The organism is Saccharothrix sp. NRRL B-16348 (assembly GCF_001280085.1).
GTDB lineage: Bacteria > Actinomycetota > Actinomycetes > Mycobacteriales > Pseudonocardiaceae > Actinosynnema.
In genome coordinates, this window is the sequence record NZ_LGED01000232.1 from 22,144 (window position 1) to 48,796 (window position 26,653).

Annotated in this window: 27 protein-coding genes and 1 pseudogene; 19 read left to right on the forward strand and 9 right to left on the reverse strand. The window is 72.1% G+C overall.

Annotated features, from left to right (window positions below; translation table 11 throughout):
* The first annotated feature begins 29 nt into the window (after positions 1-29).
* Entirely contained in the window at positions 30-1,169 is a 1,140-nt protein-coding gene (locus tag ADK67_RS35620; protein WP_231648508.1) for a serine hydrolase domain-containing protein, read from the forward strand.
* A gap of 57 nt (positions 1,170-1,226) precedes the next feature.
* On the opposite strand, the gene map is transcribed toward ADK67_RS35620, so the two are convergent.
* Positions 1,227-2,042: a type I methionyl aminopeptidase gene (map, locus tag ADK67_RS35625; protein ID WP_053720963.1), complete on the reverse strand. Its 816-nt coding sequence runs from the start codon at positions 2,040-2,042 to the stop codon at positions 1,227-1,229.
* 84 nt (positions 2,043-2,126) lie between these two features.
* Here map and ADK67_RS35630 point away from each other — a divergent pair, with 84 nt between their 5' ends.
* Positions 2,127-2,396 carry a helix-turn-helix domain-containing protein gene (locus ADK67_RS35630; protein WP_053720964.1) on the forward strand — a complete coding sequence of 90 codons (270 nt, stop codon included), beginning with the start codon at positions 2,127-2,129 and terminating at the stop codon, positions 2,394-2,396.
* A gap of 335 nt (positions 2,397-2,731) precedes the next feature.
* On the opposite strand, the gene ADK67_RS35635 is transcribed toward ADK67_RS35630, so the two are convergent.
* The 4 genes from ADK67_RS35635 to ADK67_RS35650 all read right to left on the reverse strand — a co-directional run bounded on the left by ADK67_RS35635 (position 2,732) and on the right by ADK67_RS35650 (position 8,626).
* Positions 2,732-6,571, reverse strand: a complete 3,840-nt coding sequence (locus tag ADK67_RS35635) for an Ig-like domain repeat protein (protein ID WP_053720965.1) — start codon at positions 6,569-6,571, stop codon at positions 2,732-2,734.
* A 218-nt stretch (positions 6,572-6,789) separates the two neighbouring features.
* Positions 6,790-7,350, reverse strand: coding sequence for a carboxymuconolactone decarboxylase family protein (locus ADK67_RS35640; protein WP_053720966.1), 561 nt, complete (start codon positions 7,348-7,350; stop codon positions 6,790-6,792).
* Between the two features lies 1 nt (position 7,351).
* On the reverse strand, positions 7,352-7,957 hold the full coding sequence (locus ADK67_RS35645) for a TetR/AcrR family transcriptional regulator (RefSeq protein WP_053720967.1): 606 nt from the start codon (positions 7,955-7,957) through the stop codon (positions 7,352-7,354).
* A 93-nt stretch (positions 7,958-8,050) separates the two neighbouring features.
* Positions 8,051-8,626, reverse strand: coding sequence for a CGNR zinc finger domain-containing protein (locus tag ADK67_RS35650; RefSeq protein WP_053720968.1), 576 nt, complete (start codon positions 8,624-8,626; stop codon positions 8,051-8,053).
* Positions 8,627-8,710: 84 nt separating this feature from the next.
* On the opposite strand from ADK67_RS35650, the gene ADK67_RS35655 reads away from it, so the two are divergent.
* The 8 genes from ADK67_RS35655 (at position 8,711) to ADK67_RS35685 (ending at position 15,319) form a co-directional block, all read left to right on the forward strand.
* Entirely contained in the window at positions 8,711-9,574 is an 864-nt protein-coding gene (locus tag ADK67_RS35655) for an alpha/beta fold hydrolase (RefSeq protein ID WP_157621169.1), read from the forward strand.
* A gap of 74 nt (positions 9,575-9,648) precedes the next feature.
* Positions 9,649-10,167, forward strand: coding sequence for a pyridoxamine 5'-phosphate oxidase family protein (locus ADK67_RS35660; RefSeq protein WP_053721109.1), 519 nt, complete (start codon positions 9,649-9,651; stop codon positions 10,165-10,167).
* Between the two features lie 230 nt (positions 10,168-10,397).
* A complete protein-coding gene (locus ADK67_RS35665) occupies positions 10,398-10,790 on the forward strand; it encodes a bacteriophage spanin2 family protein (RefSeq protein ID WP_053720970.1) in 393 nt (130 codons plus the stop codon).
* A 46-nt stretch (positions 10,791-10,836) separates the two neighbouring features.
* Positions 10,837-11,445, forward strand: a complete 609-nt coding sequence (locus ADK67_RS35670; RefSeq protein ID WP_053720971.1) for an SGNH/GDSL hydrolase family protein — start codon at positions 10,837-10,839, stop codon at positions 11,443-11,445.
* 327 nt (positions 11,446-11,772) lie between these two features.
* Positions 11,773-11,931 (forward strand): hypothetical protein, encoded by a 159-nt coding sequence (locus ADK67_RS51565; protein ID WP_157621172.1) that lies wholly within the window; start codon positions 11,773-11,775, stop codon positions 11,929-11,931.
* 71 nt (positions 11,932-12,002) lie between these two features.
* Positions 12,003-14,300: a glycoside hydrolase domain-containing protein gene (locus ADK67_RS35675; protein ID WP_053720972.1), complete on the forward strand. Its 2,298-nt coding sequence runs from the start codon at positions 12,003-12,005 to the stop codon at positions 14,298-14,300.
* Between the two features lie 35 nt (positions 14,301-14,335).
* The gene (locus ADK67_RS35680) at positions 14,336-14,656 is read left to right on the forward strand and encodes a hypothetical protein (RefSeq protein ID WP_053720973.1); all 321 of its coding nucleotides are present in this window, start codon (positions 14,336-14,338) and stop codon (positions 14,654-14,656) included.
* A 6-nt stretch (positions 14,657-14,662) separates the two neighbouring features.
* Positions 14,663-15,319 carry a hypothetical protein gene (locus tag ADK67_RS35685; protein ID WP_053720974.1) on the forward strand — a complete coding sequence of 219 codons (657 nt, stop codon included), beginning with the start codon at positions 14,663-14,665 and terminating at the stop codon, positions 15,317-15,319.
* Positions 15,320-15,577: 258 nt separating this feature from the next.
* On the opposite strand, the gene ADK67_RS35690 is transcribed toward ADK67_RS35685, so the two are convergent.
* The 3 genes from ADK67_RS35690 to ADK67_RS35700 form a co-directional block, all read right to left on the reverse strand.
* Positions 15,578-16,951: a glycoside hydrolase family 6 protein gene (locus ADK67_RS35690; RefSeq protein ID WP_082404302.1), complete on the reverse strand. Its 1,374-nt coding sequence runs from the start codon at positions 16,949-16,951 to the stop codon at positions 15,578-15,580.
* A gap of 232 nt (positions 16,952-17,183) precedes the next feature.
* The gene (locus tag ADK67_RS35695; RefSeq protein WP_053720975.1) at positions 17,184-17,582 is read right to left on the reverse strand and encodes a hypothetical protein; all 399 of its coding nucleotides are present in this window, start codon (positions 17,580-17,582) and stop codon (positions 17,184-17,186) included.
* On the reverse strand, positions 17,579-18,685 hold the full coding sequence (locus ADK67_RS35700) for a hypothetical protein (RefSeq protein ID WP_157621175.1): 1,107 nt from the start codon (positions 18,683-18,685) through the stop codon (positions 17,579-17,581). Before ADK67_RS35700 ends, ADK67_RS35695 begins: the two co-directional genes overlap by 4 nt.
* Positions 18,686-18,849: 164 nt before the next feature.
* Here ADK67_RS35700 and ADK67_RS35705 point away from each other — a divergent pair, with 164 nt between their 5' ends.
* The 9 genes and pseudogenes from ADK67_RS35705 to ADK67_RS35750 all read left to right on the forward strand — a co-directional run bounded on the left by ADK67_RS35705 (position 18,850) and on the right by ADK67_RS35750 (position 25,312).
* Complete coding sequence (locus tag ADK67_RS35705; RefSeq protein WP_053720977.1) at positions 18,850-20,121, forward strand: cyclase family protein; 1,272 nt, start codon at positions 18,850-18,852, stop codon at positions 20,119-20,121.
* Positions 20,122-20,549: 428 nt separating this feature from the next.
* Positions 20,550-21,377, forward strand: coding sequence for a nucleotidyltransferase domain-containing protein (locus ADK67_RS35715; protein WP_157621178.1), 828 nt, complete (start codon positions 20,550-20,552; stop codon positions 21,375-21,377).
* A gap of 77 nt (positions 21,378-21,454) precedes the next feature.
* Positions 21,455-21,934 (forward strand): DUF2975 domain-containing protein, encoded by a 480-nt coding sequence (locus tag ADK67_RS35720; protein WP_053720980.1) that lies wholly within the window; start codon positions 21,455-21,457, stop codon positions 21,932-21,934.
* Positions 21,934-22,188, forward strand: a complete 255-nt coding sequence (locus ADK67_RS35725) for a helix-turn-helix domain-containing protein (RefSeq protein ID WP_053720981.1) — start codon at positions 21,934-21,936, stop codon at positions 22,186-22,188. The genes ADK67_RS35720 and ADK67_RS35725 overlap by 1 nt, the downstream gene beginning before the upstream one ends.
* On the forward strand, positions 22,185-23,117 hold the full coding sequence (locus tag ADK67_RS35730) for an ABC transporter ATP-binding protein (RefSeq protein ID WP_053720982.1): 933 nt from the start codon (positions 22,185-22,187) through the stop codon (positions 23,115-23,117). The genes ADK67_RS35725 and ADK67_RS35730 overlap by 4 nt, the downstream gene beginning before the upstream one ends.
* Positions 23,114-23,890: a hypothetical protein gene (locus ADK67_RS35735; RefSeq protein WP_157621181.1), complete on the forward strand. Its 777-nt coding sequence runs from the start codon at positions 23,114-23,116 to the stop codon at positions 23,888-23,890. Before ADK67_RS35730 ends, ADK67_RS35735 begins: the two co-directional genes overlap by 4 nt.
* Before the next feature lie 124 nt (positions 23,891-24,014).
* Positions 24,015-24,221 (forward strand): annotated as a pseudogene (locus tag ADK67_RS35740) (phosphate ABC transporter ATP-binding protein); the annotation flags it as partial.
* Positions 24,222-24,272: 51 nt separating this feature from the next.
* Positions 24,273-24,776 carry a methylated-DNA--[protein]-cysteine S-methyltransferase gene (locus ADK67_RS35745; protein WP_442974223.1) on the forward strand — a complete coding sequence of 168 codons (504 nt, stop codon included), beginning with the start codon at positions 24,273-24,275 and terminating at the stop codon, positions 24,774-24,776.
* Between the two features lie 50 nt (positions 24,777-24,826).
* Positions 24,827-25,312, forward strand: coding sequence for a YcxB family protein (locus ADK67_RS35750; protein WP_053720986.1), 486 nt, complete (start codon positions 24,827-24,829; stop codon positions 25,310-25,312).
* Positions 25,313-25,393: 81 nt separating this feature from the next.
* Here the strand turns inward: ADK67_RS35750 and ADK67_RS35755 are convergent, their stop codons facing one another.
* Entirely contained in the window at positions 25,394-26,584 is a 1,191-nt protein-coding gene (locus ADK67_RS35755; RefSeq protein ID WP_053720987.1) for an IS701 family transposase, read from the reverse strand.
* Positions 26,585-26,653: the final 69 nt, after the last annotated feature.

Consider the following 26,653-nt stretch of genomic DNA (forward strand, 5'->3'; position numbering starts at 1 on the left):
GGATAAAGCGGACAGGCCTTGTGGTGGGGATGGTGGCGGCACTCGTCGCCGGTTCGGTGTCGGGCGCCCGGGCGAGTCAGGACTCGCCGGTGCGGGACGCGTTGGCGCAAGTGGTCGCGGCCGGGGTGCCCGGCTCCTACGCGGCTGTCATCGACGGTGGCGCCACCTGGCGCGGCTCGGCCGGCGTCGGCGACCTGCGGACCGGGCTGGCGCCCGACCCGCGCGGCCGGATCCGGGTCGCGAGCGTGACCAAGTCGTTCGTGGCCACGGTGGTGCTGCAACTCGTCGGCGAGGGCAGGCTCGGGCTGGACGACCCGATCGCCGGGCACCTGCCCGGTCTGCTGCCGTACAGCGAGCCGATCACCGTCCGCCAGCTGCTCGGGCACACCAGCGGCGTGCCGCGCGACATCGTGCACTGGCGGACGAACGAAGAGATCGACACGAAGCGGTGGGAGCGGTTCGAGCCGACGCAACTGGTGCGGCTGGCGACCGACGGCGTGCCGCTGCTGTTCCCGCCCGGCACGGGCTTCTCGTACTCCAACACCGGCTACACGGTGCTGGGGCTGCTGGTCGAGCGGATCACGGGCCGTTCGCTGGCGGGTGAGCTGGAGCGGCGCGTCTTCCGGCCGCTGCACCTGCGGGACACGTCGTTCCCGAGCTACCAGCCGTTCCTGCCGCACGCCGGCGCGCACGGCTACGAACGGCTCTACGGCGAGCAGGCACCGTTGACCGACGTGACCACGTACGTGTGGTCGCGGCTGTGGGGGTCCGGGAACGTGATCAGCTCGCCGGACGACCTCAACCGGTTCTTCGGCGCGCTGCTCGGCGGACGCCTGCTGCCCGCCGACGTGCTGGCGCAGATGCGCGACGCCCGGCCGGGCGCGCTCGGCCCGTTCGGCTACGGGCTCGGCCTGATGCGGGTGCCCAGCCCGTGCGGCGGCGAGGACTGGTGGGGGCACGGCGGTGACGTGCCGGGTTACAACACGTGGAGCCTGCACACGGGGGATCTGGCCCGGCAGGTGTCGGCGGGCATGAACCAGGACCTCAGCGCCCCGGTCGCGGCGCGCCGGAACCTGCTGCTCACGGCGGCGACGGCGTTGTGCGGCGAGGTTCCGGCGGCGGTGGCGGCCGGCGCGGAGGTCCCCTACCTGGGACCGTCGCTGCCGTAGCGGTGCGCCGGGGGACCTCCGGTCGTCGTGCGGTCTTCCGCGAGGTCCCCCGGGCCGTCAGGCGTCCTTTGTGGACAGTCGAAGTGAAGGCGTGGCGGGCTGCTCCGCTTCACGCCGGGTGAGCACCAGCGGCGCGTCCTCGGTGACGGCGATGGTGTGCTCGGAGTGGGCCGTGCGCGAGCCGTCGGCCGACCGGATGGTCCAGCCGTCGGGGTCGTACACGATCCGGTCGGTCGTGCGCGCGAACCAGGGTTCGAGCGCGAGCGTCAGCCCCGGCCGCAGCTCCAGCCCGCGGCCCGCCCGGCCCTTGTTGGACACGTGGATGTCCTCGTGCATGGTGCGGCCGATGCCGTGGCCGCCGAACTCGGTGTTGACCGGGTAGCCGTAGTCGCGGGCCACCGCCCAGATGGCCGCCGAGATGTCGCCGATCCGGTTGCCCGGCCGGGCGGCTTCGATCGCCGCCTCCAACGCCTCCTCGGTGGCGCGGATGATCCGCAGGTCCTCCTCGGCGGCGGTGCCGACGACGATCGTGCGCGCCGAGTCGGCCACCCAGCCGTCGATGCCGACCGCGAGGTCCGCGCTGAGCACGTCACCGTCCCGCAGCGTGTAGTCGTGGGGCAGGCCGTGCAGGACGGCGTCGTTGACGGACAGGCAGATGACGTTGCGGAACGGGCCGCGCCCGAAGGACGGCGAGTAGTCCCAGTAGCACGACACCGCGCCACGGCGTTCGATCATGCCGCGCACGTGGTGCTCCAGGTCCATCAGGTTCACGCCAACGTCGGCGAGGCGGCCGACCTCGGTGAGCACCTCGGCGACGAAACGCCCGGCCACGTGCATGCGCTCGATCTCCGCGGGCGACTTCAGCTCGATCACGACTACCTCGTCACTAGGGGTTGGTATTACTATACCGAGACCCTAGCACTTGTCGGTATAGTAATACCAACCTATCCTGGTGGCATGGTCCGTCAACCGCTCACACCCGAGCAGGTCGAAGCCGGCAGGCGTCTCGGTGCGGTGCTGCGCCGTGCGCGGGCGGAACGAGACCTGGCGGAGGTCGCGCACGCGGCCGGCATCTCGCCGGAGACGCTGCGCAAGATCGAGACCGGCCGACTGCCGTCACCCGGGTTCGGCACGATCGTCTGCCTGGGCGAGGCGCTCGACGTGCCGCTGCACGAGCTGGCGGCCGTCTGGCGCGGCAGCGGCGTGCCACTGGAAGCCGCCTCCTAACCCTGCCGCGCACGTCACGCCATCAGCAAGCACGCGGTCACGGGTCGCGGTCACGATGCGGCTGCCGGCTGCCGGCTGCCGGCTGCGGGCTGCGGGCTGCGGGCTGCGGGCTGGCTGAGGGTGCGGTCGACGGGCTGACCGGTGACGTGCTCGGCGCGGAGGTCGAGTTGGCGGGTCGGGGTGTGGTCGGGGTGTGGCGGTGGCCCGTACGGGGTGGCGGTCGGTCGGCGCTCCTCGTTGTTCCAACCGACGTTCGACGGCGGCCGTAACGGCGTTTTCTTTGATGGCATTTCGAAGATCACCCGATAGTGGGACGGGCCATCGCCCGCTCCCGGTCACGGGATCGGCCGCACGTAGACCCCGGCGTCGTGGACGTACGCGACCTCGTTCGACGTGCTCGCGTACGAGTGGGTCGTGCAGCCGGCGCCCGACGCCACCCGGCTGACCGCGTTGGTGCGCCGGTCCCACGAGTACAGGTCCCGGCTCCGCGGATCCCCTCCCGGCAGCAGGGTCGGGTCGGACAGGAACGCCACCCTCGTGGCGTCCTCGGCGAGGCCGCACGGCACGACCAGCGAACTGCGCACCGGCGCGGGGTCGGTGCCGAGGTAGAGCGTGTGCTCGCTGCTCGACACCGCCAGGCTCGCGGTGAAGTGGCCGGAGGCGGTGGGGATCAGGCGCTCCAGGCACAGGCTGCCCGCGTTCCAGCCGCACCAGGCGTGAAACACCAGCCGGGTGGTCCCGGTGGCGGTGTCGAAGCGGTAGCCGGAGTCGTAGGCCTGGCCGCAGTGGCCGGAGATGAAGTAGACCGAGGACGCGTCCCCCGCGAACCGCGCGTCGTCGGCGAGGTCGCCGAGCGGGATCTCGGAGCCGGGGCAGCGCAACCGGGTGACGGCCAGGGTCGACAACCGCACCAGGCGCCCGTACCCGAGGTACACGACGTCGCCGTCGTCGGAGATCGAGTTCTCCCGGGTCACGCTCCCCGCCACGAGGTCGTCCGGCAGGTCGAGCCGGGTGGAGGCGCCGGTGACGAGGTCGTGCCGCCAGATCGTGGACTGCGGGGGTTCCGGCCGCGTCGAGTGGATCAGGGAGTAGCGGCCGTTGGTGGAGATCGCACGCAGTTCGTGGCGGACGCCGGTGTCGCCGGGCGGGTCGATGCGGGTCGTCGTGCGGGTGACCCGGTCGCGGACGAACACCGACGGCTGCCGGGTCAGCGGGCTGGCGGTCAGGTCCGTGGCGGCGGACTCGAAGTAGGCGAACCGGCCGTCCGCGCCGATCATGGCCCGACTCGCCGGCGCGTTGCCCGCCACGCCGGACGGTGTCGCCGACACGAGTTCGGCGCCGTCGCCGGTGGTGCCCACCACCAGCTGCAACGAGGTGGTGCGCTGGGCGCCCGCCGCGTCGTCGACCCGCACCCACACCTGGGCGTCGCCCGGCGCCTGCGGCGTGCCGCCGAGGTGCCCGGTGTCGTCCCAGCGCAGCCACTCGGGGCCGGAGACGACCTGCCACGTGTAGGGCGCGGCGCCGCCGGACGCGGCCAGCGTCGCCCGGTAGGGCTTGCCGACGAGGCCCATCGGCAACGCCGACGTCGCCACCCGCAGCTGCCCGGCCGACCCGCCCTGGCACGACGTGAGCAGCGTCCACGGCCCGATCACGATGCTGATCAGCGTCTTCTTGGCGTGCAGGAACAGCAGGTCGATGCGCACGTCGAGCTCGAACCGCATCGTCACCGACAGGGTCAGGCAGCCCGAGGTGTCCAGCGCGGCGGTGAACTGCGGCCCGATGGTGAACCCGACACCCGCGATGTCGAGCACCTTCACCGACACGTCCGCGCCCATCAGCACCGAGACCGCCACCTCGCCGGACAGCGACGTCCCCTCGTTGCGGTGCGAGGACGAGTTGAGGGCGCGCAGCGACAGGTCCGGGTTGGTCTCGAAGCCGACCATGCGGTGCAGCCGCACGGTCAGGTCCACCGTCACCGCCGCGCTCGCCTCGAACCGCAGCACGGGCGCGAGGTCGACCGTGATCGGGAGCTGCGTCGGCAGCCGCCACACCAGCCGGATCCGGTCGCGGACCGCGGGGGACAGCTCGCACGTCACCTTGCCCGCGAACTGCGCCGCGAACCGCACCACCGGCTCCGTCTGCACCGAGACGTGCATGAACGGCGTGGTCAGCGGCCCGAACCGCTGCTCGAACCGCACCCTGGTGTTGTCGAAGCGCACCAGCGCCGCAGACACCGTCGTCCCGGTGCCGGTGGAACAGGCGAACGTGCCCGGCTTGCCGAGGTCCATCACCGACTCGTCGACGGGCACCTCCACGCCGACGCCTTGCGCGGCAGGTGCGGGCGTGGGCGGCAGGAGGTCCGCCGGGCCGTCGTAGGCGATGTCGACCTGGTCGAACAGCTGCTCCAACGGCGCGGCGGCGAGCGTCACCACGGTCGTACCGCCCGGCCCGGACGTCACCGCGGACACGGTTCCCGTCCGGCCTTGGGGCGCGACCGACCCGCCACCGCGCAGCACCAGCCCGGCGCCGACGGCGGGGCGCGCGACACCGGCCGCCAGCGTCACCGTCGTGGCGGTCGAAGCGGTGACGGCCGGCGGGTCGAGCACGACGGTCGACGCCGCCGGGTCCACGTCCTCGTGCGACGTGGCGGGCGTGCCGGGGTCGAGGTCGGCGGTGAAGTACCCGGCCACGTCCAGGATCAGGTGCGTCGGCGCGGTCGGGAACAGCTCGACGGCGCCACCGCCCAGCGGGACGGTCACCAGGTTGGGCCGGGTCTGGCCGACGGTGTCGATGTTCAGGCTGGACGCCTGCGGCCGGGCCGTGCCGCCGGGGTGGACGGTGACGTGGCCGGGCCGCTCGGCCTCGGTGACGGTCACGTTCGCCACGACCGCCGCCGCGCCCGCCGGCACCGGGGCGCGCCCGGCCAGCGTCGCGGACACCGCGGTCCACGCGGCGGGTTTGCCGCCCTGGTGGCCGATCCGGTACTCGGGTCGGGTGTCCAGCAGGCGGGTGGGCGAGGTGGGCACGAACAGCCCGGCGGTGCCCGACGCGGCGGTCTCACCGGTGAACCAGCCCGCGACGTCCACCACCAGGTGCGCCGGCGCCGAGGTGAACAGCTTCACCGCGCCGTCGGCCGACAGCGGCGCCCACACCGCGTTGGGGATGGTCTGGCCCGCCCGGGTGGTGTTGAGGTTCGAGGCCGTGGGTCGGGCCCGGTCGGCGGGCCACACCGTCACGTGCCCCGGCCCGGCGACCTCCGTCGCGGTCACGTTCAGCACCACGCCGACCGCGCCCGCCGGAGGCACGCCGCCCACCCCGGCGGCCCGGACCGTGATCGTCGACCCCGCCGCCGGCCGCGGTCCCGTGCGGGTGTCCGCGAGCCGGGCGGGGGTCAACGGCGCCAGCCGTCCCGCGGTCGCCGACGAGGACGTGACGAAGTAGCCCGCCACGTCGGCGATCAGGTCCGCGGTCGTGGTGGTGTGCAGACCCACCTGACCGCTGGGGGACAACGGGACCACGGCCAGGTTGGCGATCGTGTCGCCCGCCCGCTCGACGTTCAGGTTCGACGTGGCCGGCCGCGTGCCCTCACCCGACCAGGCGGTGACGTGACCGGGCCCGGCCGCGTCGGTCACCGTCACGTTGAGCGCTACCGCGGTCGCGCCGTCCGGCATACCCGGGTCGAAGCGGACGGTCGTTCCCGCGTTCGGCCGGCCGCCGGTGTTCCCCGTGCCGTCACGGGTGTCGAGGACGCGTGCGGGCGGGAGCGCGACGAACCGGCTCGACCCCGCCGGTGTCACCACGAGCCGCGCGCCCGGCCCGGCGTCACCCGCCGCGAAGCGCTGGTCGCCGTCGTACACCGCGCCGACGCGGTGCGCGCCCACCGCCGCCGGCGGCAGCACCGCCGACGCCTGACCGCCGACCAGCGTCACGGGGTTGCCCACGGGCGTTCCGTCGACGGTGAACCGGACCGCGCCGGTGACCTCGGCCTGGTCCGGCACGGTCGGGTCCACGACGGCCGTCGCGCGGACCGCCGTCCCGACGGACACCGGCGAGGCGGACAGCTCGACCGACACGCCGACCGGCGTCGTCCCCTCGGCCCGCGCGGAGGCCGGTGACGGGGTCGTCACCGTCACCGTGCCCGCCAGCAGTGCCGCTACCACCAGTGCCCGCACCATGAAGATCCCCCTCGCCGCTCGTGAGTGGTTCGGCAGAACCACCGGCGGCGTTACGGGATGCGGTTGTCACACCGGGGTCCCGATGGACCTGTCCTCAGGGGGGCGGACACGATTACGGGCCAGGATCGCGGTCCCGGTCGCGCTGACCACGCCGGCGGGGCCGGGCGCACACCCGGGCCCCGCCGGCCACGTCGAGCCCCGAGGGGCGGGAAACCGTCCTACGAGACCGTGTCCCGCTTCCACTCCTGGGCCTGCCAGGCCGGGTCGAGCGGGGTGTGCGCGATGTGGTTGGTGTAGTTCGACAACGTCTTCATCCCGACGCCGAGGATCACGTCCAGCACCTGGCGGCGGGTGTGGCCCGCGGCCAGGAACTCCTCGACCTCCTGGTCGTCCACCCAGCCCCGGTCGGTGACCACCCGCTCGGTGAACCTGCGGACGGCCTCCAGGGCGTTGTCCGACACCGGCTTGCCGGCGCGCAGTGCCTGCACGGTCTCTTCGTCCACACCGGACTTGAGCGCGATCGTCGAGTGCGCGGCCACGCAGTACTCGCAGCCGTTCACGACGCTCGTGGTGATCCACACGACGTGCTTCGAAGGCCCGGACAACGACGACTTGCCGAACTGCTCGGCCAGGGCGTTGTAGCCGGCCAGGAGCTCCGGCGACTCCGCCATCACACCGTTGAGGGTGCTGACGAAACCCAGGCGGCGCTTGCCGCCCTCCAGTTGGGGTCGGGCTTCCTCGGGCGCGGTGGTCTCGTCGTGGACGGTGAACTGCACCATGTCAGCGGATCTCCTCGGGTCGGTTCGCCAGTGAGTCGAGCACGGCCGTGACGGTGTCGCCGAGCGCTTCCGGGCTCGCGCCCGCGCGGGAGCGCACGTTCACCCCGTAGGCCAGCAGGGCGAGCACGTCGGCCGACGTTCCGGGCACCACGCCGGGTCGCAGCGCGCCGGCGGCACGGGCGCGTTCCAGCGCCGCGAACATCGCCGCCCGCAACCGGTCGTGGTGTTCCTGCAGGACCGCGCGGACGTCGGGGTCGTCGTTGTCCGTGCCGGCGTGCGCGTTGGTGACCATGCAGCCCCACCGCGCGTACTCGCCGGAACAGCGGACGCCGATCAACGCGCGGAAGAAGTCGGCGATCGCCGGCAGCCCGCGGTCGTCCTCGGCGAGCCGCCGGAACACCGGCCCCGAACGCCGGTCGGCGTAGCGGCGCAACGCGGCGACGTAGAGCTCCCGCTTGCCGCCGAACGTCGCGTACAGGCTGGACCGGTTGACGCCGGTCGCCGACACGATGTCCTGCACGCCGGTGGTCGACACGCCCCGCCGCCAGAAGAGCTCCTCCACCGAGGCGAGCACCGCCTCGGGGTCGAAGTGCTTCACGTCCGGCATGTCCGCCTCGCTATCTTGGAATGGTTGTTCCAAGATAGCCTCGGCCCGATCCGATCGCAACGGCTCACTTCGGCGTCACGTGTCCAGCGGGGTTCAGGTCGTCGGGTTCTTGTGGCGCTGGTAGTAGCGCGCGACCCGGGCGCGGTTGCCGCAGCGCGTCGGCGAGCACCAGCGCCGGCGGGGGTGTGCGGGCAGGAAGACCGCCACGCAGTCGTCGGCCCCGCACTTCCTGAGGGTGGCGATCGCCGGGTCGGTGAGGAGGTCGGCGGCGGCTTCGGCCAGGCGGGCGGCCAGTCGCACGCCGAGTCGGCCGGCGCGCCGGGGCGTCGCGGTGACGGTGGCGCCGTCCCAGTCCAGTTCGCGCACGGCCGGCGCCGCGCGTTCCGCCTCGGTCAGGCCGCGCAGGGCGGCCTGGGGCGGCCGGTTGCCGTGCAGCAGCGCGTGGACCGCCGCGTCGACGTGCTCGCGCACCGCGTGCACCGGGGCGAGGTCGGCCGCCGTGGGAGAGGCGTCTCCCACCTCCGACTGGAGCGCGGGTTCCAGGGCCAGCCAGGCGGCCAGTCGCTCCGGGGTGTCGAGCAGGTCGGCGCGGCCGTCCTCGGTCGCCGGGCGGGTGTTGACGAGGTCGATGGCCAGGTGCTCGCCGGTGAGCGGGCCGGTGTCACTCATGGCCCTAATGCTACCAAACGGGGTTGACCCATTAGATCAACTCGGCTATACCTAATGTGTCATCGCGCCAAGGAGGCATGTGAAATGATCGCTCAGGTCGCCCATCGCCACGTCGACGTGGACGGGGTGGAGGTCTTCTACCGGGAGTCGCTGCCGGACCGCCCCGACGCACCGGTCCTCCTGCTGCTGCACGGTTTCCCGTCCGCCTCGCACCAGTTCCGCCGGCTCATCGACGCGCTGGGCACGCGCTACCGGCTCATCGCGCCCGACTACCCCGGTTTCGGGCACACCCGAGCCCCCGACGGGTTCACCTACTCGTTCGACCGCCTCGCCGACGTCGTGGCGGGTTTCGTCGACCGCCTGGGGCTGACCCGGTTCGCGCTGTACCTGTTCGACTTCGGCGCGCCCGTCGGCTTCCGGCTCGCGTTGCGCCACCCGGACCGGATCGCCGGGTTGGTCGTGCAGAACGCGAACGCCTACGCCGAGGGGCTGTCGGGGCCGGCCCGCGACTTCATCGCCGTCACACCCGACTCGCCCGACGGCGAGCGGACGATCATGGACCTGCTCACGCTCGACGCGACCCGCGCCCAGTACGAGGGCGGCACCGCCGATCCCGCCCTGGTCGCGCCGGAGGGGTGGCTGCTCGACCAGCTGTTCCTCGACCAGCCCGGTCGCAAGGAGGCGCAGCTCGCGCTGGCCTACGACTACCACCGCAACGTCGAGGCCTACCCGGACTGGCAGGCGTGGCTGCGCGAACACCGCCCGCCGACGTTGATCGCGTGGGGCGTCAACGACCCGTTCTTCACCGAGGCGGGCGCCAAGGCGTACCTGCGCGACGTGCCGGACGCCGCGCTGCACCTGCTCGACACGGGCCACTTCGCCCTGGAGGGCCGGCTGCCCGTCGTCGCACCGCTGGTCGCCGACTTCCTCGATCGCACCATGGGGTGAACTCGCGGAGATTTCTCCGCCCGAGGTGTCGAGCCGGGGGTCTGCCCGTTCGTCGCTTGGGTATGACGAACACCATGACCGAGCCGACCTCGACCCACAACCTCGACCGCTACGGGTCCGCGGAGCTGCCGTGGAGCCGCCCCCGCGACGTCCTGGCCACGGACACGCCGACCGCCGACCTGACGTTCTTCGTCGCCACCGTGCGGCCCGACGGACGGCCGCACACGGCGGGCGTCGGAGCCATCTGGGTGGACGACGCGCTGTACTTCACCAGCGGGCCGGGCACGCGCAAGTCGCGCAACCTGGCCGCGAACCCGGCGTGCAGCATCTCGGTGCGGCTGCGCGGCATCGACCTGGTGCTGGAAGGTGAAGCGCACCGCGTCGCCGACCCCGAAGTGCTGGCACGGGTGGCGTCCGTCTACCGGACGGGCGGCTGGCCGGCCACCGTGGAGGGCGACGCGCTCACCGCTCCGTACAGCGCGCCGAGCGCGGGCCCCGCGCCCTGGCACGTGTACCGCCTCACCCTGCACCGCGCGGTCGGCGTGGCCACCGCGGAGCCGCACGGCGCCACCCGCTGGACCTTCGCCCACTGACGCCGGACGCGCACCGGGACGGCAGGTTGCCCGGCCGGCGCGGAACCGCGGGGGTAATCCCCGTCACTTTGACCGGCGCGCGGGTGGCCCGGCATCCTGGTGGCAGAGGGGAGTACCCACTCTGCCCGTGATCGTCATTACGGCCGCTCCGCAGCGGTCCGGTCACGGCGCCGCCGCGTTCGGCGGTCGGGGAGACCTCTGGTTCGGGATCTGAGCCGGAGGAGCACGCCATGCGCGTCATCGCCCGTCTAGCCGCCGCCGTCACCACGATCGCCGCCGTCACCGCGTTGACCGCGTGCGGCACGCTGCAGAGCGCTTCCGAGGCCGCCGGTGCGGTCGCCGACACCGCGTCCACTGTCCAGGTGTGCACGGAGGCGTTGGCGCAGGCCACGACCGCCTTCGACGCCACCAGCCCGGAGCGGGCCGTCGAGCAGGCGCACTCGGCCGCGGACAGCCTGAGCGCGTTGGCCGCGAACGCCGCCGACACGACGATCAACGAGGCCATCACCGCCCTGGCCACGACCCTGCGCGCGGTGACGCTGGACGACCTGGTCCTCCAGCCGGCCGCGTGGTTGGAGGACAAGGCCACGCGGGTCGCCGACCTCACCGCCGCGTGCACCTGAGCACCTCGGGATCACCAGGGCGGGTTCGTGCGTTGGCAGTGCTGAGATGACTGGACAACTGCGGTTTCGCGTCCTGGGTGATTCGCTGGCCGCCGGTGTGGGGTGCAGCAGGCCCGAGGAGACGTTGGGTGAGAGGTTGACGGCGGTGCTCCGCTCGGCGGGGCACCGCGTCGGCTTGGGCGTGCACGCCGTGTCCGGCGCGCGCTCTTCCGGCCTGGACGCGCAGGTGCGCGCGGCGGTGCGGACGGGGGTCGACGTCGCGTTGGTCGTGATCGGGGCGAACGACCTGACGTCGTTCACACCGCCGGTGGTGGGCGCGGGACTGCTGCACGACGCCGTGCTCGCCCTGCGCCGCGCGGGCGGGCAGGTGGTGGTGGCGACGGCGCCGGACCTCGGTGTCGTCTCGCACGTGCCGCCCGCGTACCGGGCGTTCGTGTCGCAGGCCAGCGGCCTCTACGCGCGCATGCAGGCCGACGCGGTGATCCGCGCGGGCGGCGTGGTGGCGGCGGTCGGGTCCGACCTGTCGAACCGGTTCGCCACCGACCCGGCCCTGTTCTCCGCGGACCGCTTCCACCCGTCGCCCGCGGGTTACGCGCTCATCGCCGACGCCCTCGCGCCTGCCGTGCTGGCGGCGGCCGGCCGTTGGGCGGCGTAGCCCTTGAAACGCGGGTGGCGTGGTGAGTCGGTGATGAAGCGGTGAAGGTGTCGCCGCTGTCGTTGACACGTCTTTCGGCCGCGGGCTAGCGTCATTTTCGCTGCCAGGGGGCAGTGCGAGGGGGCCGGGCGGTGGTTCGGGCCCGCTGATTCTCGGCATTCCTGTCGTGTTCGGTGCGCTATCGCCCGTTCGACGATTTCCGGTTCACGGTCGGCCGCCGGTGGGCGTTCGACGGTTCCCGGCCGCGTCCAGGAGAACCGAGTCGGCGGCGCCCGCTGAACACGTGTGCCCGACGTTCCTCGTTCTTCGGCACCGGAGGAGGAACACGTGGAGCTGACCAGGAAGATCACCGCGTCGGTGGGGGCCGCCGCGGTCTCGACCGGGTTGTCGGCGACGGCGGTCTCGCCGGCGGGAGCGGCGACGTGCCCCGGCAACGGATGGCTGGACGGCCTCCGGTTCCGCAGCGGCGCGAACGGCGCCTGCTGAGCGCGTGACGGCAGTCCTGACCGCGGCTCGGCACGGGGTCGCGGCACCTTTCGACAATCCCGGGGGACACGATGGCTGATCCGAAGGTGCTCGAAGCGCAGCGCTGGGTGAACTCGACCTACGGCGCGGTGCCGGGCTACGAGCGGTGCCCGGAGAACGGCGTCACCAGTTGGGCGGTGATGTTCTCCCTGACCCGCGCGTTACAGCACGAGCTGGGCATCACGACCCTGTCCGACGCGTTCGGCCCGACCACGTTGGGCAAGCTCGCCGAGCGGGGCAACGTCGGCCCCGACTACGGCAATGCGAACATCGTGCGCATCGCGAAGTTCGGGCTGTTCTGCAAGGGTTACTGGGCGGGCGACACGTCGAACGGCGACTTCGACGGCGACCTGTACGCCGCGGTGCGGGAGCTCAAGGCCGACGTCGGGTTCTCCTCCGACGGCTACATCCCGCCGAAGATCTTCAAGGCGATCCTCAACATGGACGCCTACGTGCTGCTGTCCGGCGGCCGGTCCGAGGTGCGGGACGTCCAGCGCTGGCTCAACGCCACCTACATCAACAAGTCGACGTTCTTCGTCATCCCGTGCGACGGCCACTACACGCGGGACGTGCAGGTCGCCCTGATGCGGGCCATCCAGTACCAGATCGGCATCCCGGAGGACCAGGCCACCGGCAACTTCGGGCCGGGCACCCAGAACGGTCTGCGCAACAACACCGTGCGGCCCGGCTCGCCGGCGGCCTGGGTGCAGCTGTTCAGCGCCGCCTGCGTGTTCAACGGCGGCGTCGGCGGGGTGTTCGCCGAGTTCACCTCCAGCTGGGACGCGGCGCTCGGCGCCTTCGTGACCGCGTTCCAGGACTTCTCCCTCCTCACCCGCACGGGCATCGGCGACTACGCCACGTGGGCGCAGCTGCTCGTGTCGACCGGCGACCCGGACCGGCCGGCGGGCGCGTGCGACACCCGGTTCCACATCAGCGCCTCCCGCGCGCAGGCGCTGAAGGCGGCGGGCTACCAGGTGGTCGGCCGCTACCTGGACGAGGACCCGTGGAGCACCCTCGACAAGGAGATCCAGCCCGGCGAGCTGGACGCCATCTTCGCCGGCGGCCTGCGGGTGTTCCCCATCTCGCAGTACGCCGCCGACGCGGTCGGCGACTTCACCTGGTCCAACGGCTACGACCACGCGCTGCGGGCGCACGACCGGGCCGTCGGCTACGGCTTCAACCGGGGCACGGTGATCTACTTCGCGGTCGACTACGACGCCACCGGCGAGCAGATCACCAGCCACATCATCCCGTACTTCCAGGGCATCCAGGCCGGTCTCGGCGCCCGCGGCAAGCGGTACGTCGCCGGCGTCTACGGTTCGCGCAACGTGTGCGCGCGGGTCAGCGACGAGGCCTTCGCGCGCTACTCGTTCGTGTCCGGCATGTCGTGGGGCTTCTCCGGCAACCTGGGCTTCCCGCTGCCCGCCAACTGGTCGTTCAACCAGATCAAGGAGTTCGACTTCACCGCGGGCGGCGACGTGTTCGCGCTCGACCGCGACGTCCGCCGGGGCAACGACCCGGGCGTGGGCCGGGAGAACGTCGGCGGCAGCGACTCACCCGTGGACGCCTACCTCCGGTACGTCGACGGCCTGTACGCGACCGCGGTCGCCTACGGCGGCGACCCCAACCAGCGGGTCATGGAGTACCTGCGCTACCCGACGTACAACGGCGCCTGGTCCGGCTGGGAGCTCCTGATCGGCAACGTCGACCAGGCGTGGATCGAGCACGCCCAAGCGCACGCGCCGGCCCGCGTCGAGTCCTATGTGGACCCATCGCTCGGCATCACCGTCAACGTCGACCACCTCGGCGCCACCGCCAACGCGGTCTACCTCAAGGGGAACGGCGGGCGCGGCGACTTCGGCGGCTGGTCGGGCGACCTGGCCACGTTCTACGGCGAGTGGCGGTCGCACGGCGACGAGTACGCTTCGGGCTACGCGTTCTGCGCCGACCGCCTGGCCAAGATCAACGTGCTGTCGTCGTTCCCGCTCAACGACCTCGTGGAGGACGTCGACGGCTACCTGATCGGCAGCGCGGTGCGCAACGGCGCGCGGATCGACCAGGCGATCCGGGCCCACCTCACCGACGGGCACCGGACCAGGTTCCGGCAGTTCTACGTCAACCGCTACGGGGGGACGGTGACCGGCGTCCGGGACGCCGCCTGGAACGCGCTGGGCGGCGACACGGCGGACGCGCAGCTCGCCGGCCTCACCGAAGCCGCGATCCGCAGGACCGGTGGCGTCTGCCTGCTGCCCACGCAGCTGCCCGCGGCCAAGCTGGAACCCTTCCTGCAAGGCTACGCGGAGACGATCGAGAGGTTGTCGCGCGGCTGACGGCACGCCCGGGTGGCGTGCGATGGGGAGGCACCGTGGCAGTACCGGGAACGGTCCGGCAGTGGGCGGTCGCCGCTTCGTGCGCGCTGCCCGCGGCGTTCCTGGTGTACGCCTGGGGTGCGATCCACCTGTACACGCCGGACATCCGGGAGACGTGCGACCTGGAGCACGGCGGGTGGGACCGGGCCTACGGCCAGGTGACCTACGTCCCGCTGTCCCGCAGGTGCAACGCCTACCAGGACATGGTGCCCCCCTACGTCAACCCGGCGGTCGTCGCGCTGCTCGTCGCGACCGCGCTGTTCGCGGGCCTGGCCGTCGCCGCCCGCCGAAACCCCCGATCCCGCAAGGAGCAGTGAGCCACCATGAACGAACCCACCGAGGACTCCACCCGGCTGGGACGTCGCCGGTTCCTCGCCATCGCGGGCGGTCTCGCGGCCGCCGCGTCGGTCGGCCTGGCCACGTCGCCCGCCGCGTCCGCCGCGCCGCCCGCCAACCCGCCGGCCCGCCCTCACTCCCTCGCCACGTTCGCGGTGGAGGGCTCCAACGCCTCCGTGACGCTGCTGTCCGGGCCGTCCGCCGTCGTGCTGCTGCACGTCGCCCGGCGCTTCCACTACGAGGTCGACGCGCTGGGTGCGGAGGACATCACCGGCTACGCCGAGGTGCCGGCCGGCACGCCGTTCGCGGCGGACTACCGCTCCGGGACCGCCATCGCCATCCTGGCCGCCCGGTACCCGGCGGGGGCGACCGGGGGCCTGTTCCCGCACGAGCTGGCGATCGTCCGCGACGTCCTCGCCGAGTGCGAGGGCGTGGTCCGCTGGGGCGGCGACTTCCGGGAGACGCCCAAGGAAGGCCACTTCCGGGTCGACGTGAAGCCGGGTGACCCGACGCTGGCCAGGGTCGCGAAGAAGATCGGCGGCTGGGTCGACGGGCCGGGCCGGGGCGCACCGGCCGACCCGTTCGCGCCGGGTCGGCGGCAGGCGGCGGAGCGGTTGGCGGAACGACAGCTCGCCACCCGCTGACGGGATCGGTCGCCCCCGAGACCTGCTCGGACCGCCGGACCCGCCGAACCGCCGGACCCGTTGGATCTGGCGGACCCGACTGGCTCGGCGGAACCCAGCGGACCACTTGACCGGCCGCACTGCCGAACCCACTTGGTTCCGCCTGGAGCCGGCCGCGTGGGTCACGACCGCCGTTGTCGGCGCAGGTGGGGTGCGTGCCGGCTGATCAGGCGCACGGGTGTTCCGGGGCGGCGGGCCCGGAACACCCGTCAGGGCTGGTCAGAGTCGCGGGTGGGCGTTGGCCAGCAGTTCGCGGAACTGGGCGGAGAACCAGTGGCCGGACAGCGGCGCGCCCGCCAGCGCGCCCGACCTGTTGTGGCCGTTGCGCGGGTTGCCCGTGTACGTGGGGTCGCACATCCGGTCGAAGCCCTTGCCCTCGTCGTTCGGGATCGTCCGGCTCGCGCCGTCGGACTCGCCCGGCGGCTTGGCCCACACGTAGGCGTCGACGCCCGCGGCCGGGCTCGCCTTCGGCCGCTCGCCGATGCCCGCGCCGGACTGGTTGCACCAGTTGCCGAGGTGGAGGCGGCGGTCGTACCGGCCGCCGTCGACGTAGGCGTCCACGCTCGTCGTCGGCCCCTTGGCGGTCGGGCGTTGCGCACCGCCCCAGCCGTTGCGCGAGGTGTCGATCAGCATGCCGATGTTCGACGGGAAACCGGCGCTGATCAATTGCGCGCGGAACGCCTGGGCGAACGACAGCTCGTCCACGTAGCGATTCCAGTCCACCCACTTCGACTGGCGCACGGACGTGCCGTTCACGGTGTCGCCGATGGTGAAGTGGTCTTCTTTCAGCACGCCGTAGTTGGCCGTGTTCGTGATGAACCCGGTGACGTTGGCGACCGTGCTGCCCGACGCGCGAGCGGCCTGGGCGAACATCGTCGCCGAAGCGGTGAAGTTGTCGTCCCACCCGATCCAGCCGTGGTGGGCGGCGTCGATGTAGTTGTAGACGTTGCCGATCGCGCCGAGCTTCGCCAGCGCGTACCCGACGCCGTTGACGTAGTTGCCGTTCTGCAGCATCTGGTCGCACAGCGGGGTGGCGGTGGGCCGGCTGCCGACGTTCGTCACGAGGTTGGGCAGCGAGTCGATCTCGATGATCGTCACGATCCGCAGGTTCGCGTACTTCGAGTCGCCCATGATCGCGGCGATCGGGTCGATGTACTCGGACTTGTAGCGGGGCAGGTCGTCCGGGCGCAGCTCGCCGTTGGACGCGAGCGCCGCGCAGTCGCGGCCGGGCAGGTTGTAGATGACGAACTGGACGACCATCGTGCGCCCGGCCGCCTGGCGGAGCGCGTTGTCCAGGTGCGCGCGCAGGCCCGTGCCGCCGTTCACGCCGTTGATCGCGGCGATCCGGTCCAGCCAGACGAACGTCGGCTGGTTGGCGATGGCGGACCCGCCGTCGGCCCGCGCCTTCGCGGACCAGTCCGGGTTCACGTACACCGACGCGCCGGCGTACGGGTTGTCCACGCGTGCCGCGGCGTGCACCTCCGCGGCGGCCGGGCCCGTTCCGAGCGCCATGGCCGCGGCGAACACGAACGCCGCCGTCGCCGCGAGACCGCGCCGCGTCCTTCGCCTACCGGTCAGGCCTGGTGATGACATCAGTGGCATCTTCGGCTCCCTGGTCGGATGAACTGAACAGGTGGCGGCGGATTTCTGGGAACGTTTCCAGAAAATCGGACGTTAGCAGGGGAATGGTCGTTCGTGAAGAGTTTTCACCACGAATGGATCGTTGTGTCCGATATGCCAACTCACCCGGAAGCGCAAGTGTAATACTCATTTTCGCGCTATTCGACCGCATTCGACTTCGAATGGTCTTCGAATCGCGTTCGGGCTACCACGCGTCCTTGAGCAGCGGTCCTTGCTCGTCGTCCTCGTCGCGCGGACGCGAGGCGGCCGGTGGTGCGGGCGCTGGTGCCACCTGCGCCTCGATCGCCTCCACGTCGAGGTTCGCGAGGCCCGTGAGGCGGCTCTCCAGGTACGCCCGCGCCTCCTCCGGGCTCCACTCCTCCCGCGCCTCGGGGGACGCGCGGAACGCCTCGGCGTCGGCTTGGAGGTCGTCGATCCACTGCTCCACGACCCAGCCGCTGGTCAGCAGGTCGCGTGCCGACGCACGGCCCGCCACGACCTCCTTGGCGAAGTCGGAGACCGCGCCGTCGCCCGCCGCGGCGAGCACGCGGAACACCGCCATCCGCCCCTGCGCCCCGGTGGGTGTCTCGAACGGGTTGGTCACCGGACCCCCGGGTGGTCGTAGGGTGCGCACGGCCAGCGTGCCGCCACGACCTCGCCCTGCGACCGCGCGAGCTGCACGATGCCGACGAACTCGTGCGCCAGCGCCCAGAGGACGTCGGTGTAGGTGGTGATCTCGCCCGCCAGCGTCTTGACCGTCTTGATCAACTTCTTGAGCGGGCCGCCGCCGAACACCAGGTCGATCGCGTCGTCGATGTGGGCGCCGATGGAGTTCAGCTGCTTCGCGAGCACGAGTTCGGTCAGCGTGTCGATCAGGCAGCCGAGGGCCATCTCGAGCGAGTGGTACCGGTGGTAGGCGGCCTGGGCCAGCTGTGAGACCTTCTCCGCCGCCTCACGGCAGTACGCGGCGTGCTCCGCGCACGCGCGGGCGTACTCGTCGAGCCAGTTCTCCGCGCCGGCCGCCGCGTTGCCCTCCCACCGGTGTTGGATCGCGAACCGGCCGCGCTGCACGTTCGCGGTGATCGCCTCGAACCCCTTCGCGGTGTCGGCCATGACGCGGCTCTCGCGGTAGATCGCGTTCCAGTCGCCCGCGATGACCTGCGACACCTTCTCGATCGGGTTCCAGCCGACGAGGCCCTCGACGTACTTCGCCAGCTTCGCCGCGTTCGACGACAGGTCGCCGAGCTGGGCGAGCTTGCGCTCCAGCAAGTCCGGCCACTTGATGTCGTTCTCCAGGTCAACCTCGCCGGGGCCCTGGTAGCCGCTCACGTCTTTGACGTCGGTGAAGCCGTCGGACGCGACACCGGCCGGCAGTTCGTCCGCCGCCTTCGGCGTGGCCGCGGCGGCCGGGTACGTCCGGTCGAGCTTCGCGGCCTGCGCCTGGTCGTTCGCGAGGTAGAACTCCGCGGTCCGGACGAGCGCCCGCGAGGAGGTGTCGGCGAGGCTCAGCGCGCGCCGGCTGTTCTCCTGGGCGTAATAGCGCAGGTAGCGGAGCTGGTTCTCGATGATGTCGAAGATGCCGTCGCCGATCTCACTGGCCTCGTTGTGCTCCAGCGCCTTGACGTACGTCGCCGCACCCTGGCTCTGCCGCAGCACGAGCCCACCCAACGCGGTCACCGCGCCGGGTTCGACCTTGAAGGCAACCACGGTCGGGATCATGGCACAGCCACCCGGTCGACGTGCGGACGTCTGGCGAGGTCGCCGCGGCTTCCGGTCGACGAGCAGTGGTCGCGCATTGAGGTGACTGCCGTTGCGGTCGGTGTGGGGATCGGATAGGGCTAGGGGTCGCCCGTCGTCGAAGGAGCCGCCGCGTGAACCCCGACTTGCTGCGCAACTACCTCGCCCGGCACCGGCTCGGACGCCGTGACGTGCTCAAGTTGGCGAGTGCGGCCGGTGCCGCCGGACTGGTCGGGGCAGCGCCCGCGGCGGCCGAGGCGGCGCCCGGCACCGGAAGGCCGGACGACACGCTCGCGGCAGGGGGAGGGCGGTTGGACGACACGCCGTTCGACTACGCCGACCCGGCGAACCTGGCCGACTGGGCGCCGAGCCGGTACGGGCCCGAGGACCAGCGCGGCACGCTCAACGAGATCACGCCGGCCAAGACCGCCGCCGCGCTCGGCCTGCTGCGCGCACACCGCGAGGTCACCACGTACAACCTCGGCGAGCTGATGTGGAACGGCTTCCCGGCGTTCAGCACCGACCCGCGCCGCACCTACGAGCAGCGGCTCACGATCTGGGGTTACCCGCCGCCGCCCGGGTTCGCCGAGGAGGGTGGCATCCTGGTCGCGCTGGAGCCGTTGGCCGCCAACAAGGTGAGCGTGCACGAGGAGCGGTTCGAGGCGGAGGTCTCGCCCAAGCACTCGAAACCGCTCGCCGCGACGTACCAGATCGGCAGCCAGCTGGACAACCTCAACCACATCGGCGCGGCCGACCTGTTCTACAACGGCCTGCGCGGACCGGACATCGCCCGCGGCCATGGCACCATCCGGCTCGGGGCCGAGCACATGGGCCCCGTGGTGACCCGCGGCGTGCTGTTGGACGTGCTCGGGGTGAAGCTCGCCCGCGACCGCGCCGAGGACCTGGCCGAACCCGCCGGCAACGGGCGGCCGCTGCTGCGCGAGAACTACCGCATCACCGTGGACGACATCCGCGACGCCATGGAGTTCGGCGGCATCGCCCGCCTCGAACCCGGTGACGTGGTGCTGTTCCGCACCGGCTGGAACCAGCTGCTGGCCCGCCGCGACCCGGCCGACATCGCCCGCTGGGAGGGCGCGCGCGGGCTGCCCGGCATCTACCTGCGCGAAGCGCGTTGGCTGGCCCGTTCCCGGCCCGCGATCATCGGCAGCGACACGTGGGCCCTGGAAGTGCTGGGCAACCCGGTCAACGACGACGGCACGGCGTTCCCCGTGCACCAGGAGCTGCTGATGCGCAACGGCATCCGCATCGGCGAGTCCTACGTCCTGGACCGGCTCGCCGCCGACCGCGTGCACGAGTTCGTGTTCATCGTGACACCGCAGTACGCCGAGGGCGCCACGGCGGGCAACACGCCACCCGCGGCGCTGGGGCAGCCTCGCCGTCGCTGAACCCGGTGGTGCGTCACGGAGAGCGGCCGGGGCCATTGTGGGTTACCGCCACTCGGGCTGACGGCACCGGGAACACCGACTCGCCCTCCCACGGCCGGCACACCGCCGCCTACCGGCCTGGGTCGAGTGTTTCCCGGACCGGGTTGCTCCCGGATCCGTCTTCCGCCTGAGCCCGGCCAGCCGCAGGGCACGTGACGTCACCGGCGGGGACGGGCCTCGACGCGACCCGTCCCCGTCCGCGACTAGCTGGGCACGGCGAACAGGTGCGTCATCACCGGGTCGTGCGTGCCCGTCGAGCCGGTGCCGGCGCAGCGGATCTCGTTGTCGACCAGGTTGACGTGCGCGGAGTCGTAGGCGCGCAGGGTGGAGTAGACGTACGCGGTGTGCCCGGCCGTGAGCCGGGGGCGATGGAGTGCTTCAGTGGGCGTGTGCTGTTCCAGGAAGAGTTGATCGAACGTGTCCGCGAAGCGTGCGCGGCCGACGACGGGTTGGACGCCGCGCTGATGTACGGCTCCTTCGCCGCGGGGGAGGCGGACGAGCACAGCGACATCGAGTTCTGGCTGTTCTTCACCCCGCGGAGACGTGCCGAGATCGATCCGCGGTCGTGGTGCGCCGCCGTCGCGCCGATCACCTACGGCTTGCTCAACGAGTTCGGCACCTACGTGGCGTTCTTCCCCGGCCTGGTGCGCGGCGAGTTCCACTTCGCGACCGTGGACGAGATCGCCGGCGTGGCGGGGTGGCCGGCGCGCGGTGCCGCGGTCGAGCGGATGGTGGTGGTGGACCGCAGCGGGGCGTTGGCCCCGGTGCTGCGCGGCCTGCCCGAGCGGTACGTGCCGCCGGTCGACAGCCCCGGGATCATCGCGGAGTACTGCGACCCGTTCGCCAACTGGTTGGTCCTGGCGCACCACCTCGCGGCGCGGGGCGAGGACCTGCGCGCGTGGGACGCGCTCGGGCACGCCCAGCGGCACCTGCTGTGGATGGCACGCCTGGCCGAGGAGTCCACCGCGCACTGGCTGACCCCGTCGCGAGGCGCCGAGCGCGAGCTGTCCGCGGGCACGGTGGCGGAACTCGGGGCGGCCACCTCGCCGGCGTCGCCGCGGGAGCTGATCGGCGCGCTGCGCGCCGCCTCGGCACTGGGCCGCCGGCTGTGGCCCGTGATCGCCGGGCGCCACGGACGCGACGCCCCGACCTCGCTGTTCGCCGAACTCGACGCCGCCCTCGACCGCCGTGCCGCCGGCCAAGGCCTGGTCGGGTGACGGCCAGCCGACCGTAGATCGATCCAAAACGACAGATACCGATTGACATTCGATAGGTAGCGCGCGAGACTCGATGCATGGTCACAACGCATCGAGCGGTAGCCGCGCTCCGGGTGTTCCTCGTGTTGATGTTCGGCGTCCTGGTCCTGTTCCAGGTCATGTCGCTGCCCGGGCAGTTCCGGCACATGGCCGAGCAGTCGCCGGACCTGGCCTACCTGCGGTGGCCGCTGACGGCCGTGTCGGTGTTCTGGGTGCTGTGCGTGCAGGTGGTGATCGTGTCCATCTGGAAGCTGCTCACCCTGGTCAAGAAGGACCGCATCTTCAGCGAGGCGTCGTTGAAGTGGGTGGACGCGATCGTGTGGGCCATCGCCGCCGCGTGGGTCGTGTTCCAGTGCTTCTTCCTCTACGTCGGCTTCAACGCGGACGACCCCGGCGTGCCGCTCGTGCTGTTCCTGATGTCGATCGGCATCACCGTGGTCGGGCTGTTGATGGTGGTGATGCGCGCGTTGCTGCGGCAGGCGACCACGCTGCGGTCCGACATGGAGTCGGTGATCTGATGGCGATCATCGTGCGCATCGACGTCGAGTTGGCCAAGCGCAAGATGAGCGTCGGCGAGTTCGCCGAGCGGATCGGGCTCACGCCGTCGAACGTGGCGGTGTTGAAGAACGGCCGGGCGAAGGCGGTGCGGTTCAGCACGCTGGAGGCCATGTGCCGGGTGCTCGGGTGCCAGCCCGGCGACCTGCTCGAATGGGTCGACGACGACGAGGACGGCGTCGTCGTCGCGCAGGTCGGGGACGAGGGCGACCGGTGATCGAGGTACGCGGGCTGACCAGGCGTTACGGCGACGTGCTGGCCGTCGACGACCTGAGCTTCACGGTCGAGCCGGGGAAGGTGACCGGGTTCCTCGGGCCGAACGGCGCGGGCAAGTCCACCACGATGCGGGTCGTGCTCGGCCTCGACCGGGCGACCTCGGGCACCGCGCTGGTGAACGGGCGGCCGTACGCGGCGTTCGCCGAACCGCTGCGGGAGGTCGGCGCGCTGCTCGACCCCGGCTCGGCGCACCCCGGCCGCACCGGTCGCGGCCACCTGCGCGTGGCCGCCCGGTCGAACGGCCTGCCGTCCCGCCGGGTGGACGAGGTGATCGAGCGGGTGGGGCTCGGTCGCGCGGCACGTCGGCGGATCAAGGGCTACTCGCTCGGCATGCGGCAGCGGCTGGGCATCGCGACCGCGCTGATCGGCGACCCCGGCGTGCTGATGTTCGACGAGCCGATCAACGGGCTCGACCTCGACGGCGTCCGGTGGATCCGCGGACTGCTGCGCCACCTCGCCGACGAGGGCCGCACCGTGCTGATCTCCAGCCACCTGCTCGGCGAGATGGAGCAGATCGCCGACCGGCTGGTCGTCATCGGTCGCGGCAGGCTCATCGCCGACGCCACGACCGAGCAGATCGTCAGCGGCCTGGGGCGCGTCCAGGTGCGCGTGCGCAGCCCGGAACCGGACCACCTGCTCGCCGGGCTCCGCGGGCACGGGTTCGAGGCGCACCGCGTCGACGACCGCGAGCTGCGGGTCGACGGCGGCACCGCCGAGGAGGTCGGCGGGCTCGCCCACTCGCTGAACGTGCCGCTGCACCACCTGTCCGAGGTGCGCCACTCCCTGGAGGACGCCTACGTGGAACTGACCGACAGCAGCGTCGAGTACCACGGTCGCGAGACCGTGCTCACGACGGAGGAGGCACGGTGACGGCAGTGGCGCAGGACGTCCACCTGGGACGGGTGTTCGCCCGCGCGTGCGCCGCCGAGTGGACTCGACTGTGGACGGTGAGGGCGACGTGGTGGTTCCTGGCCGCGGCGGCCGTGACGATGGTCGGCATCGCCACCATCGCGGGGCTGGAGGCCGCCGCGAACCCCGTGCCACCGCAGGGCGGGTCGGCTTGGGCGGCGGCGGCCGTCACCGGGTTGCCGGGCCAGTTCGCGCTGCTCGCGCTCGCCCTCACCGCGGTGACGTCCGACTACGCGACCGGCGGGATCGTGCCGAGCCTGCAGTGGACGCCGCGTCGCGCGGTCCTGTTCCTGTCCCGGGCGGCGGTGGCGGTGGGCACGGCGACCGTCCTCGGCGTGCTGCTGGCAACCGCCGCCACCCTCGCGTCCTTCGTCACGGCCCGGCCGCTGCTCACCCTGGCCGGCGGCGGGGACGTGCTGCCCGACGTCGCGTTCGTCTTCGCGGCCGGCTCGGCGTTCGCGCTGGGCCTGGCCTTCGTGCTCCGCAACACCGCGGGCACCCTGGTCACGGTCTTCCTGCTGATGCTCGTCCTACCGCTGATGCTGCCGAACTTCGGCTACCCGTGGACGTCCGCGCTCGCCGAGGCACTGCCCGGCTCGGGTGCGGCGTACCTGCTGATCGGTGAGGTGCCGGGGATGACGCGCACGTCCTCAGTGGTCACGATGCTCTGCTGGGCCGCAGGCGCCCTGCTGCTCGGCTGGCTGCGTCTGTCCCGCGACGACGCCAACCGCTGACCCGGCTGTTCCCTGGTGGTCCGACAGCTACGACTCGGTGCTGTGGTTGGGGCAGCTGCCCGCGCACCCCGCCGTCCGGTCCGCGCACCGCGAGGACGCGCCCGAGCCCGACGCCGACCTGCTCACCGTCGCCGAGCCGGCGCACGAGGTGACGATCGTGATCGTCACGCACAACATGCAGCAGGCGGCGCGGGTGTCGCAGCAGTGCGCGTTCTTCCTGGCCGAGCAGGGCACGCCGGGGGTGATCGTGGAGGCCGGGCCGACGAAGACGATCTTCGACGCGCCTTCGGACAGCCGCACCTCGGACTACGTGCACGGTCGGTTCGGCTGAGCCCGGCATTCGCGGAGGAGGTGGCCTGGGCCAGGAGAGCGCGCGGGCAGAATGGGGCGCATGGCAACCCCGGCCGCCGTGCACACGGTGATCGACAGCCCGCTCGGCGAGCTCACGCTGGTCGCGCGTGACGGCGTGCTCGCGGGCCTCTATCTGCCCGAGCACCGGCACCGGCCGGCGCTGGAGACGTTCGGTGAGCGTGACTCGTCACCGTTCGGCGCGGTGGTCGTCCAGTTGGCGGAGTACTTCGCGGGCCGGAGGAGGGAGTTCGACCTGCCCCTGTCGATGGCGGGCACGCCGTTCCAGCGGACCGTGTGGGACGCGCTCCGGGAGCTCCCGCTCGGTGAGACGGTGTCGTACGGCGAGCTGGCGGCCCGCATCGGCCGGCCCACCGCGTCCCGCGCGGTCGGGTTGGCCAACGGGAAGAACCCCATCAGCATCATCGTGCCGTGCCACCGGGTGGTCGGCTCGACCGGCGGCCTGACCGGGTACGGCGGCGGGATCGAGCGCAAGCGGATGCTGCTCGGGTTCGAACGCGGCGATCTCCGGTGGTGAGGCGGACAAAACCGTCCTCCTCGCCGGCGCGGGCCGACTAGCATCCGCACGTGGAGATTTCGCTTCGGGTTCCGTACGACGAGCAGCGGCTGCGGCGGTCGATCAGGTTCGTGCTGCGGCCGTCGGTCAAGAAGCTGCGGATCGCGGGCCTGATCATGACGCCCATCGGCGTCCTGCTGCTGTTCACGAGCGTGTTCACGGGCACCGGCTGGCTGGTGCCCGCCGCGTTGATCGTCCTCGGGCTGCTCTACGCCTTCGCGTTGGAGCCGTTCATGGTGCGGCAGAGCCTGCGGGCGCAGAACGCCGCCACCCGGCAGGACTACGACCTGACCGTGGACGAGGCCGGCTTCACCATGAAGGCGGAGTCGTACGAGCAGCGAATGGCGTGGTCGACGATCCAGCGGGTCGACGAACAACCCGACGCCTGGTTCCTCGTGATCAGCAAGTTGCAGGCACTGGCGGTGCACAAGGATCTGATGACCGAGGAGCAGCAGCGGCAGTTCGTCGCCATCCTCGCCCAGCACGCGCCCGCCTGAGCCGGACGGTCCCGGCCTGAGCCGGGCCGGTGGCCGCCGGGGCAGCCCGCCGCCGGCTGCGGCGGGCTCCCCGGATCGGTGTCACGAAGTGGCGTTCTCCGACGGCAGGTAGTCGGCGTCCGTGCGCGCCCCCGTCAGCAGGGCGTACGCGTGCGCCACCGACACCATCGTCATGTGGTGGTGCCACCCCTGGTAGCTGCGGCCCTCGAAGTCGTGCAGGCCGTACGGGTCCCGCGCCGCGTTCGCGTCCGCCCGGTCCTTCCGGGCGATCAGGTCGAACAGCTCCGGCACCGGGCGGTCCACCAGGTTGGTGATCCAGTACCTCGTCGGCGCCGCGCTGCCCAACGGTCGCTCGGCCACCAGCCTCACCGCCGCGCCCGGCCGCCGCTCGGTGTCGACCAGCCGCGCCGACGCCGCGCGGACCTGCACGCGGCCCGCGCCGTGCCCGGTCAGCTGCGGCCAGACCCGGTGGGACGACGGGTGGTCCCGCCAGCCCCGCAGGATCTCCGACGGGCTCAACGCCCGCCGCCCGACCCGCTGGTCGGCCTGCCGGGTACCCATCACCGCACGCAGGTGCGGCTCGGCCAGCAGTCTTTCGTCGCCTTTGACGCCGATCACGTACCCCAGTCCGCGATCGGTCAAGTCGTCGAGCAGGCGTGGCGCGTTGGTCACGTCCGTGGCGTCGAACACCACGGGCGCCGAGGGCACCCGCAGGGCGATCAGCTCGTCGAGCATCCCCAGCATGTGCTCGCGCTCGCAGATACCGCCCTCGTGCTCCGGGATCCTCGTGCGACGACGCCGCTCCGCGTCCTCGGTCCACCGCCTCGACAGCAGCAACCGCCAGTTGACCGGCACGGCGGTCTCCTCGACGTCCAGTTGCAGGCTCAACCCCAGTTGGCAGTTGACCAGGCGACCCGCGTCACGCACGAAGCGGCGCTCGACCCCCACCGAGTGGTCGCCGCGCTTGTGGATGACCGCGTACCCGACCAACCAAGCCCGCACCGGCAACCGCTCCGCGAGGTACAGCGCCAGCGCCTCGCGCACCGGCTGCCAGTCCCACGGGCTCTGGTTGACGAACTGCTGCAGTGACTGGACGGCCGATCCGCCGCCCGCCAGCTCGGCGATCTTGCTGATGGACTTGCGCCCGACCGCGTTGACGAGGCCGGACAGGTAGATCTCGGCCCAACGCCGCTGGTCCGCGCGCGGCATGGACTGGAACATCCGGTGCGCGAACGCACGCGCACCGCCGGTTAAATGCTTCTGCAACTCCACCAGGAACTCCCCCAAGTGTCTTGTCTTGGCCCTGTGTTGCGCTAGCCCGTGTCGCCACGGAGCTTCGGG